Below are 16,106 nucleotides of genomic sequence, written 5' to 3' on the forward strand. Positions count from 1 at the left end.
TTCCGGGGTTCCGGCCCGCGGAGCCCCTGCCTACCCTCCGGTTCACATGACAACAGAACCCGCACAGCAGCGGCAGGAGAACCCCGGACCCGCCGGACCCACCCGCAGACGCTTCCTGGCGGCCGCCGGGGGAGCGGTCGGAGCCACCGCCTTATGGCCCGCCGGCAGCGCCGCCGCGGCTTCCTCCGGCAAGCGCGTCGCCGTCCTCGGCGGCGGCGTCTCCGGCCTCAGCGCCGCCCATGAACTCGCCGAGCGCGGCTACGCCGTGACCGTCTACGAGTACTACGACGCCCTCGGCGGCAAGGCCCGCTCCATGGACGTCCCCGGTACGGCGGCGGGCGGTCGCAAGCCGCTCCCGGGCGAGCACGGCTTCCGCTTCTTCCCCGGCTTCTACCGGAACCTGCCGGACACGATGCGCCGCATCCCCTTCGCCGGCAACGCGAACGGCGTCCACGACAACCTCCGCAGCGGGACCGAGGCTCTGTTCGCGCGCGACGCCGGCCGCCCGGACCTGCACTTCCCGCTGCGCCGGGCCACCACCCCGCCGGCGCCCACCGACCTCACCCCGACCTGGATCCGCGACCAGGTCCTGGCCGTCCTCGACGAGGGCACCAGCCTGCCCGCCCACGAGGCCGCCTACTTCGCCGACCGTCTCCTGGTCCACCTCACCAGCTGCGACGCCCGTCGCGAGGACCAGTGGGAGAAGAAGGCGTGGTGGGACTTCATCCGGGCCGGCGACATGAGCCGCGAGTACCAGGTGCTCCTCGGCATCGGCCAGACTCGCAACCTCGTCGCCACCCGCGCCGAGATCGCCTCCACCCGCACGGTCGGCCGCGTCATCATCGAGGCCCTGCTGCTGTGGGGCCTGCTCGGCCGGGGCATGGACGGCGACGCCGAGATCGACCGCGTCCTCAACGCCCCGACGAGCGAGGCCTGGATCGACCCCTGGGAGACCCGTCTGCGCTCCCTCGGCGTCGAGTTCGTCCTCGGCACGGAGGTCCGCGAGGTGGTGTACGAGAGCGGACGCGTGACCGGCGTCCGCGTCGCGGCCCGCGATGGCGGCCAGGAACGCACGGTCACCGCCGACCACTACGTCTCCGCGCTGCCCGTCGAGCACGCGCGCGTGACCTGGGGCGCCGCCCTACGTGCGGCCGACCCGCAGCTCGGCCGATGCGACGCGCTCCGGACGGACTGGATGACCGGCGTGATGTTCTATCTGCGCTCACCCACGCCCGTCGTCCACGGGCACATCAACTGCCTCGACTCGCCCTGGGCGGTGACGGGCATCGGACAGGCCCAGTTCTGGGACGTACGGGACTTTTCGCGCGACTACGGGGACGGTCGGGCCCACGACTGCCTGTCGGCGATCATCTCCGAATGGGACAGGCCCGGCATCCTGTACGGCAAGACGGCCCGCGAGTGCACCAAGGACGAGATCGTCGCCGAAATGTGGGCCCAGCTGAAGGACGGGCTGAACGACTCCGGCAAGACGACGCTCAGGGACGAGGACCGGCTCGGCTGGTTCATGGACCCGGCGGTGACCGGGCTCGGCGGACCCGACCCGCGAAACCGCGAACAGCTCCTGATTCATCCCACGGGCACGCTCTACAACCGCCCGTCGGCGGGGACGGCGGTGCCGAACTTCTTCCTCGCCGGCGACTACATCCGCACGGACGTGGACCTGGCGACGATGGAGGGTGCCAACGAGTCCGCGCGACGGGCCGTCAACGCCCTGCTGGATGCGGACAATTCGGACGCCGAGCGCTGCCGCATCTGGGAACTGTTCCGGCCGCCGGAGATGGAACCCTTCAAGCGCGTCGACGAGCTGCGTTACCGGCTGGGCCTGCCCAACACCTTCGACCTGGGGTAGCCCGGGCTGTGCCGGAAGGGCCGCTGCCCCCGAGCGGCTGCGGCCCTTCCGTACGGCGGTGTGCTCAGAGCACCCGCACCGCGCCTGTCGCCGGGTAGCCGGAGAGGTCCTGGATGACGACGCCCTTGGAGGGGTTGGCCGCGTCCAGGTACTGACCGTTCCCGATGTAGACGCCCACGTGGTACGCGGACCCCTTCGCACCCCAGTAGAGGATGTCGCCGACCTGGAGGTTGGACAGCGAGACGTCGGTGCCGACGGTCGACTGGTCCTGGGCGATGCGCGGGAGGTCCACGCCGACCTGCTTGAACGCGGCCTGGACGAGACCCGAACAGTCCCACGCGCTGGGGCCGGTGCCGCCCATGACGTAGGCGTCGCCCACCTGGGCCTTGAGGAATGAGATGACCGCGCCGACGCTGCCGCTGGCGGGGGCGGACGCGGTGGTGCTCGTGCTCGCGGAGAGCGTGGTCCGCTCCGACGAACGCGAGGCGGCAGCCTCGGCGGCGGCGCGGCGGGCGGCCTCGGCGGCGGCCTTCTTCTTGGCCTCCGCCTTCTGCTTCGCTTCGGCGAGGTCCGCCTTGGCCTGCTTCGCGGCCTTTGCGGCGGCCGCGTCACGCTCGGCCTGCAGTTCGTAGTTCGCGGCGGCCAGTTGCGTGGCGGCCGCGGACTGGGCGACCTGGGTGGTCATGTCGGCCGTCAGGGCGGGGAGTTCGAGCGTCTGGGTTACCGGCTCGGCGGCGTTCGCCGTCGCCGACGCACCGGCAGCGGTCAGGCTGAGGACGCCACCGGCAACTCCGGCCCGCATCGCGATCGTCGACGCGCTGCGGTTACGGGGCTTCCGGTGGCTGCGTATGTGGGCGGTGTGGGACATGAGAACAACCGGTATCAGGGGCTCCTTCATATCTACAAGAAACGTGTGCTGCGCCACAGTTGCTCAATCGAGACCGTGAATACTGCGCGTGTCACTCCTTATTGACGCCGTAACGGACATTGCGGACGACCCTGATCACGCCCGTGATCATAGGCTTTCGTGATTACGTCCGAATTGCCCAGCCCCTACCATCGGTTGGGGTGAGTGGCCAAGCCCCGTTCTCAGACGGTTCTCATGGATGTGGCGGAGGTCACGGAACGGTTACCGCTGGGGTCGCGTCTCGTGCGCGGATCGTGCCGCTCGACTTCGTGAACGCGTGCACGCGTCCACATCCCGCCCCGCACCTCCCTCTGATGTGTGAACGCGGTCCTCTACCAATGCGTTCGGTCCAGCACCAATTTGCATGCAAGGGAAGCATCTTGATATGGAGACGCCCCCTCCCGCCTGCGATGACTTGCGAAAATGTCACCTCTGGTGATCGCTCGGACGCTTCGAGTATGAAGATCACCGCTCATCCGACTTCATGATCCTTCGTCAGGTGGTGGAGATCACAAAGCTTGTGTAATACCCCGTGTCGCAGATCACAGAGTGGCGGGCATAAGATGCGAGGCAGTTGGGCTTGTGACCTGCTTCACATGTTCTCGATCTTCGCCCGGGACGAGCGTGGCTCGTGGGACGCGTGGGGCGGATGCGAGTCCGACGCCAACCGCCAGCAGTCAGTGCCGACTGAGAGGAGCGAGGAGCGGTGAACGCGTATGCGCCCATCCTCGTACTGGGAGCCCTCGGGGCAGGCTTTGCGATCTTCTCCGTGATCATGGCCACGCTGATCGGGCCCAAGCGCTACAACCGCGCGAAGCTCGAGGCCTATGAGTGCGGCATCGAGCCGACCCCCACGCCGGCCGGCGGCGGGCGCTTCCCGATCAAGTACTACCTGACGGCGATGCTCTTCATCGTCTTCGACATCGAGATCGTCTTCCTCTACCCCTGGGCCGTCACCTTCGACGCCCTGGGTGTTTTCGGGCTCGTGGAGATGTTGCTCTTCGTGCTCACCGTCTTCGTCGCCTACGCGTACGTATGGCGGCGCGGCGGCCTGGAATGGGACTGAGGGGCCTTAGGACATGGGACTCGAAGAAAAACTGCCGAGCGGTTTCCTGCTGACCACCGTCGAGCAGGCCGCCGGCTGGGTGCGCAAGGCGTCCGTCTTTCCCGCGACGTTCGGGCTCGCCTGCTGTGCCATCGAGATGATGACCACCGGCGCCGGCCGCTACGACCTGGCGCGCTTCGGCATGGAGGTCTTCCGTGGCTCGCCGCGGCAGGCGGACCTCATGATCGTCGCGGGCCGGGTCAGCCAGAAGATGGCGCCGGTGCTGCGGCAGGTCTACGACCAGATGCCCAACCCGAAGTGGGTGATCTCCATGGGCGTCTGCGCTTCCTCGGGCGGCATGTTCAACAACTACGCGATCGTCCAGGGCGTCGACCACATCGTCCCGGTCGACATCTATCTCCCCGGCTGCCCGCCCCGGCCCGAGATGCTGATGGACGCGATCCTCAAGCTCCACCAGAAGATCCAGTCCTCCAAGCTCGGCGTCAACGCCGAGGAAGCCGCCCGCGAGGCGGAGGAGGCGGCGCTCAAGGCACTGCCCACGATCGAGATGAAGGGGCTGCTGCGGTGAGCGACGTGAACGGCACCAACGGGGTCAACCCCGAAAAGGACCTCGGCGCCTCCAACCTGCCCGGCCAGCGCGGCGAGGGCGGCGAGGAGATCCGCGTCCAGCGCGGCATGTTCGGCGCCGACAACGGCGGCGACACCTCCGGCTACGGCGGCCTGGTCCGCTCGGTCCGGCTCCCGGGACCGGCGACCCGCCCCTACGGCGGCTGGTTCGACGAGGTCGCCGACGAACTCGAGGGCGCCCTGGAGGAACAGGGACTCGTCCCCGAGAACGCCATCGAGAAGACGGTCGTCGACCGCGGTGAACTCACCTTCCACATCGAGCGCGAGCACCTGTTGCGCGTCGCCCGCACCCTGCGCGACGACCCGGCCCTGCGCTTCGAACTGTGCACCGGCGTCAGCGGCGTCCACTATCTCCACGACAAGGGCCGCGAGCTGCACGCCGTCTACCACCTGCGCTCGATCACCCACAACCGGCTGATCCGCCTCGAGGTCAGCGCCCCGGACAGCGACCCGCACATCCCGTCGCTGGTCTCCGTCTATCCGACCAACGACTGGCACGAGCGCGAGACCTACGACTTCTTCGGGATCGTCTTCGACGGTCACCCGGCCCTGACGCGGATCATGATGCCGGACGACTGGCAGGGCCATCCGCAGCGCAAGGACTACCCCCTCGGCGGCATCCCCGTCGAGTACAAGGGCGCCCAGATCCCGGCTCCGGACCAGCGGAGGTCGTACTCGTGAGCACGCAGTCAGCAGCCGCCGCTTCGGCGCGTGAGACCACCGAGGGCACCGTATACACGGTCACCGGTGGCGACTGGGACGAGGTCGTCCAGACCGCGGCCCGCGCCGACGACGAGCGCATCGTCGTCAACATGGGCCCCCAGCACCCGTCCACCCACGGAGTGCTCCGCCTGATCCTGGAGATCGAGGGCGAGACGGTCACCGAGGCCCGCTGCGGCATCGGCTACCTCCACACCGGCATCGAGAAGAACCTCGAGTACCGCACGTGGACACAGGGCACCACGTTCGTGACGCGCATGGACTACCTGACGTCCTTCTTCAACGAGACCGCCTACTGTCTCGCCGTCGAGAAGCTCCTCGGCATCGAGGACCAGATCACCGAGCGGGCCAAGATCATCCGGGTGCTCCTGATGGAGCTGAACCGGTTGTCCTCGCACCTGGTCTGCATCGCCACCGGTGGCATGGAGCTCGGCGCCACCACGATCATGATCTACGGATTCCGTGATCGTGAAATGATCCTCGACATCTACGAGCTGGTCACGGGCCTACGCATGAACCACGCGTACATCCGGCCCGGCGGACTCGCCCAGGACCTGCCGCCCGGCGCGGTGGACCAGATCCGCGAGTTCGTGAAGAAGATGAAGAAGAACCTCCCGGAGTACGACAAGCTCGCCACCGGGAACCCCATCTTCAAGGCCCGTATGCAGGACATCGGCTACCTCGACCTGGCCGGCTGCATGGCCCTCGGCGCCACCGGCCCGATCCTGCGCTCCACCGGCCTGCCGCACGACCTGCGCAAGTCGCAGCCGTACTGCGACTACGAGACCTACGACTTCGACATCCCGACCGCCGACACCTGCGACGCCTACGGCCGCTTCCTGATCCGGCTGGAGGAGATGCATCAGTCGCTCAGGATCGTCGAGCAGTGCCTGGACCGGCTCCAGCCCGGACCGGTCATGGTCGCCGACAAGAAGATCGCCTGGCCCGCCCAGCTCGCCCTGGGACCGGACGGACTGGGCAACTCCCTCGACCACATCAAGAAGATCATGGGCACCTCCATGGAGGCCCTGATCCACCACTTCAAGCTGGTGACCGAAGGCTTCCGCGTCCCGCCGGGACAGGCGTACGCGGCCGTCGAGTCACCCAAGGGCGAACTCGGGGTGCACGCCGTGTCCGACGGCGGCACCCGCCCCTACCGGGTCCACTTCCGCGACCCGTCCTTCACCAACCTGCAGGCCATGGCGGCGATGTGCGAGGGCGGCCAGGTCGCCGACGTCATCGTCGCTGTCGCGTCCATCGACCCCGTGATGGGAGGCGTCGACCGGTGACCACCAGTTCTTCGGAGCGGGGCGTCAGCCTGGGTATGCCCGAACTGCCCGCGCCCGCGTATCCGGACGACGTCCGGGCCCGGCTGGAGGCGGACGCGCGCGAGGTCATCGCGCGCTACCCCGACTCCCGGTCCGCCCTGCTGCCGTTGCTGCACCTCGTGCAGGCGGAGGAGGGCCATGTCACGCGCACCGGGATGCAGTTCTGCGCGGACGTGCTGGACCTGACCACGGCCGAGGTCACCGCGGTCGCCACCTTCTACACCATGTACCGGCGCAGGCCGAGCGGTGACTACCAGGTGGGCGTCTGCACCAACACCCTGTGCGCGGTCATGGGCGGCGACGCGATCTACGAGACGCTCCAGGAGCACCTGGGCGTCGGCAACGGCGAGACCACCGACGACGGCAAGGTCACCCTGGAGCACATCGAGTGCAACGCGGCCTGCGACTACGCGCCGGTCGTGATGGTCAACTGGGAGTTCTTCGACAACCAGACCCCGGCGAGCGCCACGCGCCTGGTCGACGACCTCCGCGAGGGACGCCCCGTCGAGCCCACGCGCGGGGCGCGCTTGTGCACCTTCAAGGAGACCGCACGGATCCTGGCGGGCTTCCCCGACGAGCGGCCAGGGGCCGTCGAGGAGAGCGGCAGCGCGGGACCCGCTTCGCTGACGGGCCTTCGCCTGGCAAGGGGAGAGGCCGCGCCCGCGCGCGTGGTCCATCCGCGTGCCCAGGAACCTCAGGACGCGCCGTCCACCGGCCAGGCATCCGAGGAGGGGGAGTGATGACCATGACACCCGAGCTCAAGGACACCAGTCCCGAGAAGCTGCTCGCACCCGTGCTGACGGCCTTCTGGGACGAGGACAGGTCCTGGTCGCTGGACGTCTACCGGAGGCACGAGGGGTACGAGGGGCTCCGCAAGGCGCTCGCGATGTCGCCGGACGACCTGATCGCGTACGTCAAGGACTCCGGTCTGCGCGGGCGCGGCGGCGCGGGATTCCCGACGGGAATGAAATGGCAGTTCATTCCCCAGGGTGATGGAAAACCGCACTATCTAGTTGTCAACGCCGACGAATCGGAGCCGGGAACCTGCAAGGACATCCCGCTCCTCTTCGCGAACCCGCACAGCCTCATCGAGGGCATTGTGATCGCGTGTTATGCCATCAGGTCGTCGCATGCCTTCATCTATCTGCGTGGTGAAGCCGTCCCCGTTCTGCGGCGGTTGCACGAGGCCGTGCGCGAGGCCTACGCGGCGGGCTACCTCGGCGAGGACATCCTGGGCAGTGGGCTCGACCTCGAACTCACCGTGCACGCCGGCGCCGGCGCGTACATCTGCGGCGAGGAGACCGCGCTGCTCGACTCGCTCGAAGGCCGCCGTGGTCAACCGCGGCTGCGTCCCCCTTTCCCTGCGGTGGAAGGCCTCTACGCCTGTCCGACTGTGGTGAATAACGTCGAGTCGATCGCGTCGGTTCCCGCCATCCTGAAAAACGGCAAGGAATGGTTCAGGTCGATGGGCAGCGAGAAGTCTCCCGGCTTCACGCTGTACTCGCTCAGCGGCCACGTCGCGAGCCCCGGACAGTACGAGGCGCCGCTCGGCATCACGCTCCGCCAACTCCTCGACATGAGCGGCGGAATGCGATCCGGGCACCGCCTGAAGTTCTGGACGCCGGGCGGCTCCTCGACGCCGATGTTCACCGACGAGCACCTCGACGTCCCTCTTGATTACGAAGGAGTGGGTGCCGCGGGTTCCATGCTCGGCACGAAAGCACTCCAATGCTTCGACGAGACGACCTGCGTCGTGCGCGCCGTCACTCGCTGGACCGAGTTCTACGCCCACGAGTCCTGCGGCAAGTGCACGCCCTGCCGTGAAGGCACGTACTGGCTCGTCCAGTTGATGCGCGACATCGAGGCCGGCAAGGGCGCCATGTCCGACCTCGACAAGCTGGCCGACATCGCCGACAACATCAACGGCAAGTCCTTCTGCGCCCTCGGCGACGGTGCGGCCGCACCGATCTTCTCCTCGCTCAAGTACTTCCGCGAGGAGTACGAGCAGCACATCACGGGCCGGGGCTGCCCCTTCGACCCGGCCAAGTCGACGGCCTGGGCGGACCGCCCGGAGGTGAACGCATGACCGTGACCACCAGTGCTCCCTCCGGAGGGGGAGAGGCGGCGGTCCCGCCGGAAGACCTCGTCTCGCTGACGATCGACGGCGCCGAGATCAGCGTGCCCAAGGGCACTCTGGTCATCCGGGCCGCCGAGCAGCTCGGCATCGAGGTCCCGCGCTTCTGTGACCATCCGCTTCTCGACCCGGTCGGCGCCTGCCGCCAGTGCATCGTCGAGGTTGAGGGCCAGCGCAAGCCCATGGCGTCCTGCACGATCACGTGCACGGACGGAATGGTGGTGAAGACGCAGCTCAGCTCGCCGGTCGCCGAGAAGGCCCAGCACGGTGTGATGGAGCTGCTGCTCATCAACCACCCGCTGGACTGCCCGGTCTGCGACAAGGGCGGCGAGTGCCCGCTGCAGAACCAGGCAATGTCGCACGGCAACGCCGAGTCCCGCTTCGAGGGCCGCAAGCGCACGTACGAGAAGCCGGTCCCGATCTCGACACAGGTACTGCTCGACCGGGAGCGCTGTGTGCTGTGCGCCCGCTGCACCCGGTTCTCCCAGCAGATTGCGGGCGACCCGATGATCGAGCTGCTGGAGCGGGGCGCGCTCCAGCAGGTGGGCACCGGTGAGGGCGACCCCTTCGAGTCGTACTTCTCCGGGAACACCATCCAGATCTGCCCGGTGGGCGCGCTGACCTCGGCGGCGTACCGATTCCGCTCCCGCCCGTTCGACCTGGTCTCCTCGCCGTCGGTGTGCGAGCACTGCGCCGGCGGCTGCGCGACACGCACAGACCACCGGCGCGGCAAGGTCATGCGGCGGCTCGCCGCCAACGACCCCGAGGTCAACGAGGAGTGGATCTGCGACAAGGGGCGGTTCGCGTTCCGCTACGCCCAGTCGAAGGACCGCCTCGACACACCTCTGGTCCGCAACGCGGACGGTGTGCTGGAGCCCGCGTCCTGGCCCGAGGCGCTCGACGCCGCGGCCCGGGGCCTGACCGCGGCGCGGTCCAGGGCCGGTGTCCTCACCGGCGGCCGCCTCACCGTCGAGGACGCCTACGCCTACAGCAAGTTCGCGCGCGTGGCGCTCGACACCAACGACATCGACTTCCGCGCGCGCGTGCACAGCAGCGAGGAGGCCGACTTCCTGGCCGCCCGCGTCGCCGGGCGCGGACGCGACCTCGACGGTACGGGCGTCACCTACACGTCGCTGGAGAAGGCGCCCGCCGTCCTGCTGGTCGGGTTCGAGTCGGAGGAGGAGGCGCCCGGCGTCTTCCTGCGGCTGCGCAAGGCCTGGCGCAAGCGCAAGCAGCGGGTGTTCTCGCTGGCCACGCACGCCACCCGGGGCCTGGAGAAGGCGGGCGGCAGGCTACTGCCGGCCGCTCCCGGCACCGAGACCGAATGGCTGGACGCGCTCGCCAGCGGCGTCGGCCTGGAGGACTCCGGCACCGCGGCCGCCGAGGCGCTGCGCGCCGAGGGCGCGGTGATCGTCGTCGGTGAGCGGCTGGCCGCCGTCGCCGGTGGCCTCACCGCCGCCGTACGGGCCGCGTCCGCGACCGGTGCCCACCTGGTGTGGATCCCGCGCCGGGTCGGGGAGCGCGGCGCGATCGAGGCCGGCGCGCTGCCGTCGCTGCTGCCGGGCGGACGTCCGGCGACCGACCCACGCGCGCGTGAGGAGGTCGCCGCGGCCTGGGGCCTGGCCGAACTCCCGCTGCGCCACGGCCGCGACACCGGCCAGATCGTCGAGGCCGCCGCCACCGGAGAGCTGTCGGCCCTGCTGGTCGCGGGCGTCGAGGTCGCCGACCTGCCCGACCCGGCACGCGCGCGTGAAGCGCTCGCCGCGGTCGGCTTCCTGGTGTCGCTGGAACAGAGGCCCAGCGAGGTCACCGAGCACGCCGACGTCGTCCTGCCGGTCGCCGCGGTCGCCGAGAAAGCGGGCACCTTCCTCAACTGGGAGGGCCGGGTCCGCTTCTTCGAGGCCGCGCTCAAGCCCGAGCAGATGACCCGGCGCCTGTCGCCGACCGACGCGCGCGTGCTGCAGATGCTGGCCGACTCCATGGACGTACACCTGGGTCTGCCGGATCTGCGCACCACGCGCGCGGAGCTGGACCGGCTCGGTGCATGGGACGGACCGCGGGCCTCCGGGCCGCTGGAGACGGCGGTCGCGCTGCCGCGACCGGCCGCCGGTGAGGCCGTGCTCGCCGGACACCGGCTGCTGCTCGACCAGGGCCTCCTCCAGGAGGGCGACGAGGCGCTCGCCGGAACCCGGCACGCGGCACGCGCGCGTGTGTCGGCCGCGACCGCCGCCGAGGCGGGTGTCAAGAACGGCGACCTCCTCGCCGTGAGCGGGCCGGCCGGCGCGGTCGAACTCCCGCTCCAGGTCACCGAGATGCCCGACCGGGTGGTCTGGCTCCCGCTCAACTCCGCCGGCGGGGGCGTGGCCTCCGACACGGGGGCGCGACCCGGCTCCCTCGTCCGTATCGGTCCGGCGCCGCTCGCCGGTGAGGCCCCCAAGGAGGTGGAGGCATGAGCCCGTACCTCGCCGCTGAAGACCTCTCGATGTTCGGCACCGACCCGTGGTGGCTGGTCGTCATCAAGGCGGTGTTCTGCTTCGCCTTCCTGATGGTGACCGTGCTGTTCTCCATCGTGTGGGAGCGCAAGGTCGTCGCCTGGATGCAGCTGCGCATCGGCCCCAACCGGCACGGCCCCTGGGGCATGCTCCAGTCGCTCGCCGACGGCATCAAGCTGATGCTCAAGGAAGACGTCATCGTCAAGCGCGCGGACAAGGTGGTCTACGTCCTCGCGCCGATCGTCGCGGCCATCCCGGCCTTCATGGCGATCGCGGTGATCCCCTTCGGACCGGCCGGCAACGAGATCTCGATCTTCGGCCATCGCACGGCGATGCAGCTCACCGACCTTCCGATCGCGATGCTGTTCATCCTCGCGGTCGCCTCGGTCGGCATCTACGGCATCGTGCTGGCGGGCTGGAGTTCCGGATCGACCTATCCGCTGCTCGGCGGACTGCGTTCTTGCGCGCAGATGATCTCGTACGAGATCGCCATGGGCGCCGCGTTCGCCTCCGTGTTCCTCTACTCGGGGTCGATGTCGACGTCGACGATCGTCGAGCAGCAGCAGGGCCGCTGGTACATCCTGCTGCTGCCGGTCTCCTTCATCCTCTACATCGTCACGATGGTCGGCGAAACCAACCGCGCCCCCTTCGACATGCCGGAGTCCGAGGGCGACCTGGTCGGCGGCTTCAACACCGAGTACTCGTCGATCAAGTTCGCGATGTTCATGCTCGCCGAGTACGTGAACATGGTGACGGTGTCGGCCGTGTCGACCACCCTCTTCCTCGGCGGCTGGCGGGCCCCGTGGCCGATCAGCACCTTCTGGGCGGGCGCGAACCACGGCTGGTGGCCGATCCTCTGGTTCACGATCAAGGTCCAGCTGCTGCTGTTCTTCTTCATCTGGCTGCGCGGCACGCTCCCGCGCGTGCGCTACGACCAGCTGATGAAGCTCGGCTGGAAGGTGCTCATCCCGGTCTCCGTGGTCTGGCTGATGCTCGTCGCGACCGTGCGGACGCTCAGGAACGAGAACTACGACTTCGCCGACATCGCCCTCTACGTCGGCGGCGGTGTCCTCGCCCTGCTGCTCCTGTCCTTCGTCGTCGACACGTTCCGCGACAGGGCGAAGCCGGCCGAGCCGCCCACCGCCGAGGCGGGCGGATTCGACCCGATGGCGGGCGGATTCCCCGTCCCGCCGATGCCCGGTCAGGAGCTGCCGCCGGTGCCCAGACGCCGCCCGCACCGCGAGCGGGAGCTGATTGTCAGTGGTGGGTCGGACACTGTCAGTGACGGATCTACGGATGGAAAGGAGGCGTCCGATGGCTGAGGAACCCAAAGACACCAAGCCCGGTTTCATGAACCCCGTCGCCGGCTTCGGCGTGACCTTCAAGGCCATGTTCAAGAAGCGGCTGACCGAGCAGTACCCGGAACAGAAGAAGACCACGGCTCCGCGGTTCCACGGACGGCACCAGCTCAACCGCCATCCGGACGGCCTGGAGAAGTGCGTGGGCTGTGAACTGTGCGCCTGGGCCTGCCCCGCCGACGCCATCTACGTGGAGGGCGCCGACAACACGGACGAGGAGCGCTACTCCCCGGGCGAGCGGTACGGCCGCGTCTACCAGATCAACTACGCCCGCTGCATCCTGTGCGGCCTGTGCATCGAGGCGTGCCCCACGCGCGCGCTCACGATGACCAACGAGTTCGAGCTGGCCGACTCCAGCCGCGCCAACCTCATCTACACCAAGGAGCAGCTGCTCGCCGGTCTGGAAGAGGGCATGGTCGACACCCCGCACGCGATCTTCCCGGGGACGGACGAACAGGACTACTACCGGGGGCTGGTCACCGAGGCGGCGCCCGGCACCGTACAGCAAGTAGCCGTCTCCCAGGGCGAGAAGCCGCAGGACGAGGAGGTGGACGTATGAGCGCGCAGCTCGCCGCCTACACCACCTCCACCGGTGAGGCCTTCCAGTTCTGGGTCCTCGGCACCGTCGCGGTGATCGGCGCCCTTAGCACCGTCTTCATGAAGAAGTCCGTGCACAGCGCGCTCAGCCTCGCCGGAACCATGATCGTCCTGGCGGTGTTCTACCTCGCCAACGGCGCCTACTTCCTGGGCATCGTGCAGATCGTCGTCTACACCGGCGCGATCATGATGCTGTTCCTCTTCGTGGTGATGCTCGTCGGCGTGACGGCGGCCGACTCCCTGAAGGAGACCATCCAGGGCCAGCGCTGGCTGGCCCTTCTGTGCGGGGTCGGCTTCGGGGTCCTGCTGCTCGGCGGCATCGGGCACGCGTCCCTGACGGAGTTCAACGGCACCGGCCAGGCGAACGCGAACGGCAACGTGGAGGGCCTCGCCGCCCTCATCTTCACGAAGTACGTCTTCGCCTTCGAAATCACCGGCGCCCTGCTCATCACGGCCGCCGTCGGTGCCATGGTGCTCACCCACCGCGAGCGCACCGAGCGCGCCAAGACCCAGCGCGAGCTGGCCGAACAGCGGGTGCGCGAGGGCAAGCACCTGCCGCCGCTGCCCGCACCCGGTGTCTACGCCCGGCACAACGCCGTGGACATCGCGGGCCTGCTGCCCGACGGCACCCCGTCCGAGCTCACCGTCAACAAGACGCTGCGCCAGCGCGGTCAGATCCGCGACGTGTCGGCCGAGGCCCTCAACGACCTCAAGGCCTTGGAACAGCGCGCCGAGGAGCGGCTGGAGCGTACGGCGATCGATCCGGCGAACCTCAAGCGGGCCGAGGAGGCGTCGAAGTGAACCCGGTCAACTACCTCTATCTCGCCGCCCTGTTGTTCACGATCGGCGCGACCGGCGTGCTGATCAGGCGCAACGCGATCGTCGTGTTCATGTGCATCGAGCTGATGCTCAACGCCTGCAACCTCGCGTTCGTCGTCTTCTCCCGGATGCACGGCAATCTCGACGGCCAGATCATCGCCTTCTTCACGATGGTCGTCGCCGCCGCGGAGGTCGTGGTCGGGCTCGCGATCATCGTGTCGCTGTTCCGTACCCGCCACTCGGCCTCGGTCGACGACGCCAGCCTGATGAAGCTGTAAGGGGTCGCTGAATCGTGGAGAACCTGATTGCGCTGCTGATCGCGGCGCCCCTGCTCGGAGCGGCCGTCCTGCTGACCGGCGGCCGGCGCCTCGACGCCCTCGGCCACTGGATCGGCACGCTCCTGTCGGCGACCTCCTTCGTGTTCGGCGTGATCCTCTTCGCCGACCTGCTGGGCAAGGACGCCGAACACCGCACCCTGACCCAGCACCTGTACACGTGGATCCCGGTCGAGAGCTTCCAGGCGGACGTCACCTTCCGCCTCGACCAACTGTCCATGACGTTCGTCCTGCTGATCACCGGCGTCGGCTCGCTGATCCACATGTATTCGATCGGGTACATGGAGCACGACGAGCGCCGCCGCCGCTTCTTCGGCTATCTGAACCTGTTCCTCGCGGCGATGCTGCTGCTCGTCCTCGCCGACAACTACCTGCTGCTGTACGTCGGCTGGGAGGGCGTCGGTCTCGCCTCGTACCTGCTGATCGGCTTCTGGCAGCACAAGCCCAGCGCGGCCACGGCGGCGAAGAAGGCCTTCCTGGTCAACCGCGTCGGCGACATGGGCCTGTCGATCGCGATCATGCTGATGTTCACGACGTTCGGCACCTTCGCCTTCGGGCCGGTCCTCGGCAGCGTCGGCGACGCGTCCGAGGGAAGACTCACCGCCATCGGCCTGCTGCTGCTGCTCGCCGCGTGCGGCAAGTCCGCCCAGGTGCCGCTGCAGTCCTGGCTCGGGGACGCGATGGAGGGCCCGACCCCGGTCTCGGCCCTCATCCACGCCGCGACGATGGTGACCGCAGGCGTCTACCTGATCGTCCGCTCCGGCGTGATCTTCAACGCGGCGCCCGACGCACAGCTCGTCGTCACGGTCGTTGGCGCGGTCACGCTCCTGTTCGGTGCGATCGTCGGTTGCGCGAAGGACGACATCAAGAAGGCACTGGCCGGCTCGACCATGTCGCAGATCGGCTACATGGTGCTGGCGGCGGGCCTCGGCCCGATCGGCTACGTCTTCGCGATCATGCACCTGGTCACACACGGCTTCTTCAAGGCCGGGCTGTTCCTCGGCGCCGGTTCGGTCATGCACGGCATGAACGACGAGGTCGACATGAGGAAGTTCGGCGGCCTCAGGAAGTACATGCCAGTCACCTTCGTCACGTTCGGCCTCGGCTACCTCGCGATCATCGGCTTCCCGTTCCTGTCCGGGTTCTACTCCAAGGACGCCATCATCGAGGCGGCCTTCGCCAAGGGCGGCACCCAGGGCTGGATCCTCGGCGGAGTGGCCCTGCTGGGCGCGGCCATCACCGCGTTCTACATGACCCGCGTGATGCTGATGACGTTCTTCGGCGAGAAGCGCTGGCAGCCCGACGCGAACGGCAACGAGCCGCACCCGCACGAGTCGCCGAACGTCATGACCATCCCCATGATCGTGCTCGCGGTCGGCTCGGTCTTCGCCGGCTTCTTCTTCAACCTCGGCGACCGCTTCGTGAGCTGGCTGGAGCCGGTCACCGGCCACAGCGAGGGCGACTCGCCGGTCAGCGCCATGACGGTCACCGGCGCGACCCTGGTCTGCCTGGTCGTCGGCGTCGGCATCGCGTACGCCCAGTACGGCCGCCGCCCGGTCCCCGTCGTCGCCCCGCGCGGGTCGCTGCTCACCCGGGCAGCCCGGCGCGACCTGCTCCAGGACGACTTCAACCACGTCGTCCTGGTCCGTGGCGGAGAGCACCTCACACGCTCCCTGGTGTACGTCGACCACACCTTGGTCGACGGGGTCGTCAACGGTACGGCGGCCTCGTTCGGCGGCCTGTCCGGACGGCTGCGCCGGCTCCAGAACGGCTTCGCGCGCAGCTATGCGGTCTCGATGTTCGGCGGTGCGGCCCTATTGGTCGCCGCGACCCTGCTGATGAGGGCGGTCTGA

General features: G+C 68.7%; 14 protein-coding genes. 13 read left to right on the forward strand and 1 reads right to left on the reverse strand.

The features are described 5' to 3' along the window. Positions 1-46: 46 nt before the first annotated feature. Positions 47-1,870: an FAD-dependent oxidoreductase gene (locus ACFYXB_RS00710; RefSeq protein ID WP_389576500.1), complete on the forward strand. Its 1,824-nt coding sequence runs from the start codon at positions 47-49 to the stop codon at positions 1,868-1,870. A 64-nt stretch (positions 1,871-1,934) separates the two neighbouring features. On the opposite strand, the gene ACFYXB_RS00715 is transcribed toward ACFYXB_RS00710, so the two are convergent. Continuing rightward, entirely contained in the window at positions 1,935-2,768 is an 834-nt protein-coding gene (locus ACFYXB_RS00715) for a C40 family peptidase (protein WP_389576502.1), read from the reverse strand. A gap of 715 nt (positions 2,769-3,483) precedes the next feature. Here ACFYXB_RS00715 and ACFYXB_RS00720 point away from each other — a divergent pair. The 12 genes from ACFYXB_RS00720 to nuoL are packed head-to-tail and all read left to right on the forward strand — an operon-like array spanning position 3,484 to position 16,106. Further along, the gene (locus tag ACFYXB_RS00720) at positions 3,484-3,843 is read left to right on the forward strand and encodes an NADH-quinone oxidoreductase subunit A (protein ID WP_009310323.1); all 360 of its coding nucleotides are present in this window, start codon (positions 3,484-3,486) and stop codon (positions 3,841-3,843) included. Between the two features lie 13 nt (positions 3,844-3,856). Then, positions 3,857-4,411 (forward strand): NADH-quinone oxidoreductase subunit B family protein, encoded by a 555-nt coding sequence (locus ACFYXB_RS00725; protein ID WP_007383964.1) that lies wholly within the window; start codon positions 3,857-3,859, stop codon positions 4,409-4,411. Then, positions 4,408-5,151 carry an NADH-quinone oxidoreductase subunit C gene (locus tag ACFYXB_RS00730; protein ID WP_351348681.1) on the forward strand — a complete coding sequence of 248 codons (744 nt, stop codon included), beginning with the start codon at positions 4,408-4,410 and terminating at the stop codon, positions 5,149-5,151. The genes ACFYXB_RS00725 and ACFYXB_RS00730 overlap by 4 nt, the downstream gene beginning before the upstream one ends. Further along, complete coding sequence (locus tag ACFYXB_RS00735) at positions 5,148-6,479, forward strand: NADH-quinone oxidoreductase subunit D (RefSeq protein ID WP_389576504.1); 1,332 nt, start codon at positions 5,148-5,150, stop codon at positions 6,477-6,479. The genes ACFYXB_RS00730 and ACFYXB_RS00735 overlap by 4 nt, the downstream gene beginning before the upstream one ends. Beyond that, complete coding sequence (gene nuoE, locus ACFYXB_RS00740; RefSeq protein WP_351348687.1) at positions 6,476-7,258, forward strand: NADH-quinone oxidoreductase subunit NuoE; 783 nt, start codon at positions 6,476-6,478, stop codon at positions 7,256-7,258. Before ACFYXB_RS00735 ends, nuoE begins: the two co-directional genes overlap by 4 nt. After that, on the forward strand, positions 7,258-8,604 hold the full coding sequence (gene nuoF / locus ACFYXB_RS00745; protein WP_389576506.1) for an NADH-quinone oxidoreductase subunit NuoF: 1,347 nt from the start codon (positions 7,258-7,260) through the stop codon (positions 8,602-8,604). The genes nuoE and nuoF overlap by 1 nt, the downstream gene beginning before the upstream one ends. After that, on the forward strand, positions 8,601-11,105 hold the full coding sequence (locus tag ACFYXB_RS00750) for an NADH-quinone oxidoreductase subunit G (protein ID WP_389576508.1): 2,505 nt from the start codon (positions 8,601-8,603) through the stop codon (positions 11,103-11,105). The genes nuoF and ACFYXB_RS00750 overlap by 4 nt, the downstream gene beginning before the upstream one ends. After that, a complete protein-coding gene (gene nuoH, locus ACFYXB_RS00755; protein WP_389576510.1) occupies positions 11,102-12,466 on the forward strand; it encodes an NADH-quinone oxidoreductase subunit NuoH in 1,365 nt (454 codons plus the stop codon). Before ACFYXB_RS00750 ends, nuoH begins: the two co-directional genes overlap by 4 nt. After that, positions 12,459-13,061 carry an NADH-quinone oxidoreductase subunit NuoI gene (gene nuoI, locus ACFYXB_RS00760; protein ID WP_389576512.1) on the forward strand — a complete coding sequence of 201 codons (603 nt, stop codon included), beginning with the start codon at positions 12,459-12,461 and terminating at the stop codon, positions 13,059-13,061. Before nuoH ends, nuoI begins: the two co-directional genes overlap by 8 nt. Beyond that, complete coding sequence (locus ACFYXB_RS00765) at positions 13,058-13,900, forward strand: NADH-quinone oxidoreductase subunit J (protein ID WP_389576514.1); 843 nt, start codon at positions 13,058-13,060, stop codon at positions 13,898-13,900. Before nuoI ends, ACFYXB_RS00765 begins: the two co-directional genes overlap by 4 nt. Then, positions 13,897-14,196 (forward strand): NADH-quinone oxidoreductase subunit NuoK, encoded by a 300-nt coding sequence (nuoK, locus tag ACFYXB_RS00770; RefSeq protein ID WP_073901863.1) that lies wholly within the window; start codon positions 13,897-13,899, stop codon positions 14,194-14,196. The genes ACFYXB_RS00765 and nuoK overlap by 4 nt, the downstream gene beginning before the upstream one ends. Before the next feature lie 14 nt (positions 14,197-14,210). Then, positions 14,211-16,106: an NADH-quinone oxidoreductase subunit L gene (gene nuoL, locus ACFYXB_RS00775; protein ID WP_389576516.1), complete on the forward strand. Its 1,896-nt coding sequence runs from the start codon at positions 14,211-14,213 to the stop codon at positions 16,104-16,106.

It is taken from the genome of Streptomyces sp. NPDC002619 (assembly GCF_042889305.1).
GTDB lineage: Bacteria > Actinomycetota > Actinomycetes > Streptomycetales > Streptomycetaceae > Streptomyces.

What these genes read in the sequence shown, in the direction of transcription:
- ACFYXB_RS00710 (WP_389576500.1), top strand. Translation starts at nt 47, where the DNA reads ATGACAACAGAACCCGCACAGCAGCGGCAGGAGAACCCCGGACCCGCC.
- ACFYXB_RS00715 (WP_389576502.1), bottom strand. Translation starts at nt 2,768, where the DNA reads ATGAAGGAGCCCCTGATACCGGTTGTTCTCATGTCCCACACCGCCCAC.
- ACFYXB_RS00725 (WP_007383964.1), top strand. Translation starts at nt 3,857, where the DNA reads ATGGGACTCGAAGAAAAACTGCCGAGCGGTTTCCTGCTGACCACCGTC.
- nuoF (WP_389576506.1), top strand. Translation starts at nt 7,258, where the DNA reads ATGACCATGACACCCGAGCTCAAGGACACCAGTCCCGAGAAGCTGCTC.
- ACFYXB_RS00750 (WP_389576508.1), top strand. Translation starts at nt 8,601, where the DNA reads ATGACCGTGACCACCAGTGCTCCCTCCGGAGGGGGAGAGGCGGCGGTC.
- nuoH (WP_389576510.1), top strand. Translation starts at nt 11,102, where the DNA reads ATGAGCCCGTACCTCGCCGCTGAAGACCTCTCGATGTTCGGCACCGAC.
- nuoI (WP_389576512.1), top strand. Translation starts at nt 12,459, where the DNA reads ATGGCTGAGGAACCCAAAGACACCAAGCCCGGTTTCATGAACCCCGTC.
- ACFYXB_RS00765 (WP_389576514.1), top strand. Translation starts at nt 13,058, where the DNA reads ATGAGCGCGCAGCTCGCCGCCTACACCACCTCCACCGGTGAGGCCTTC.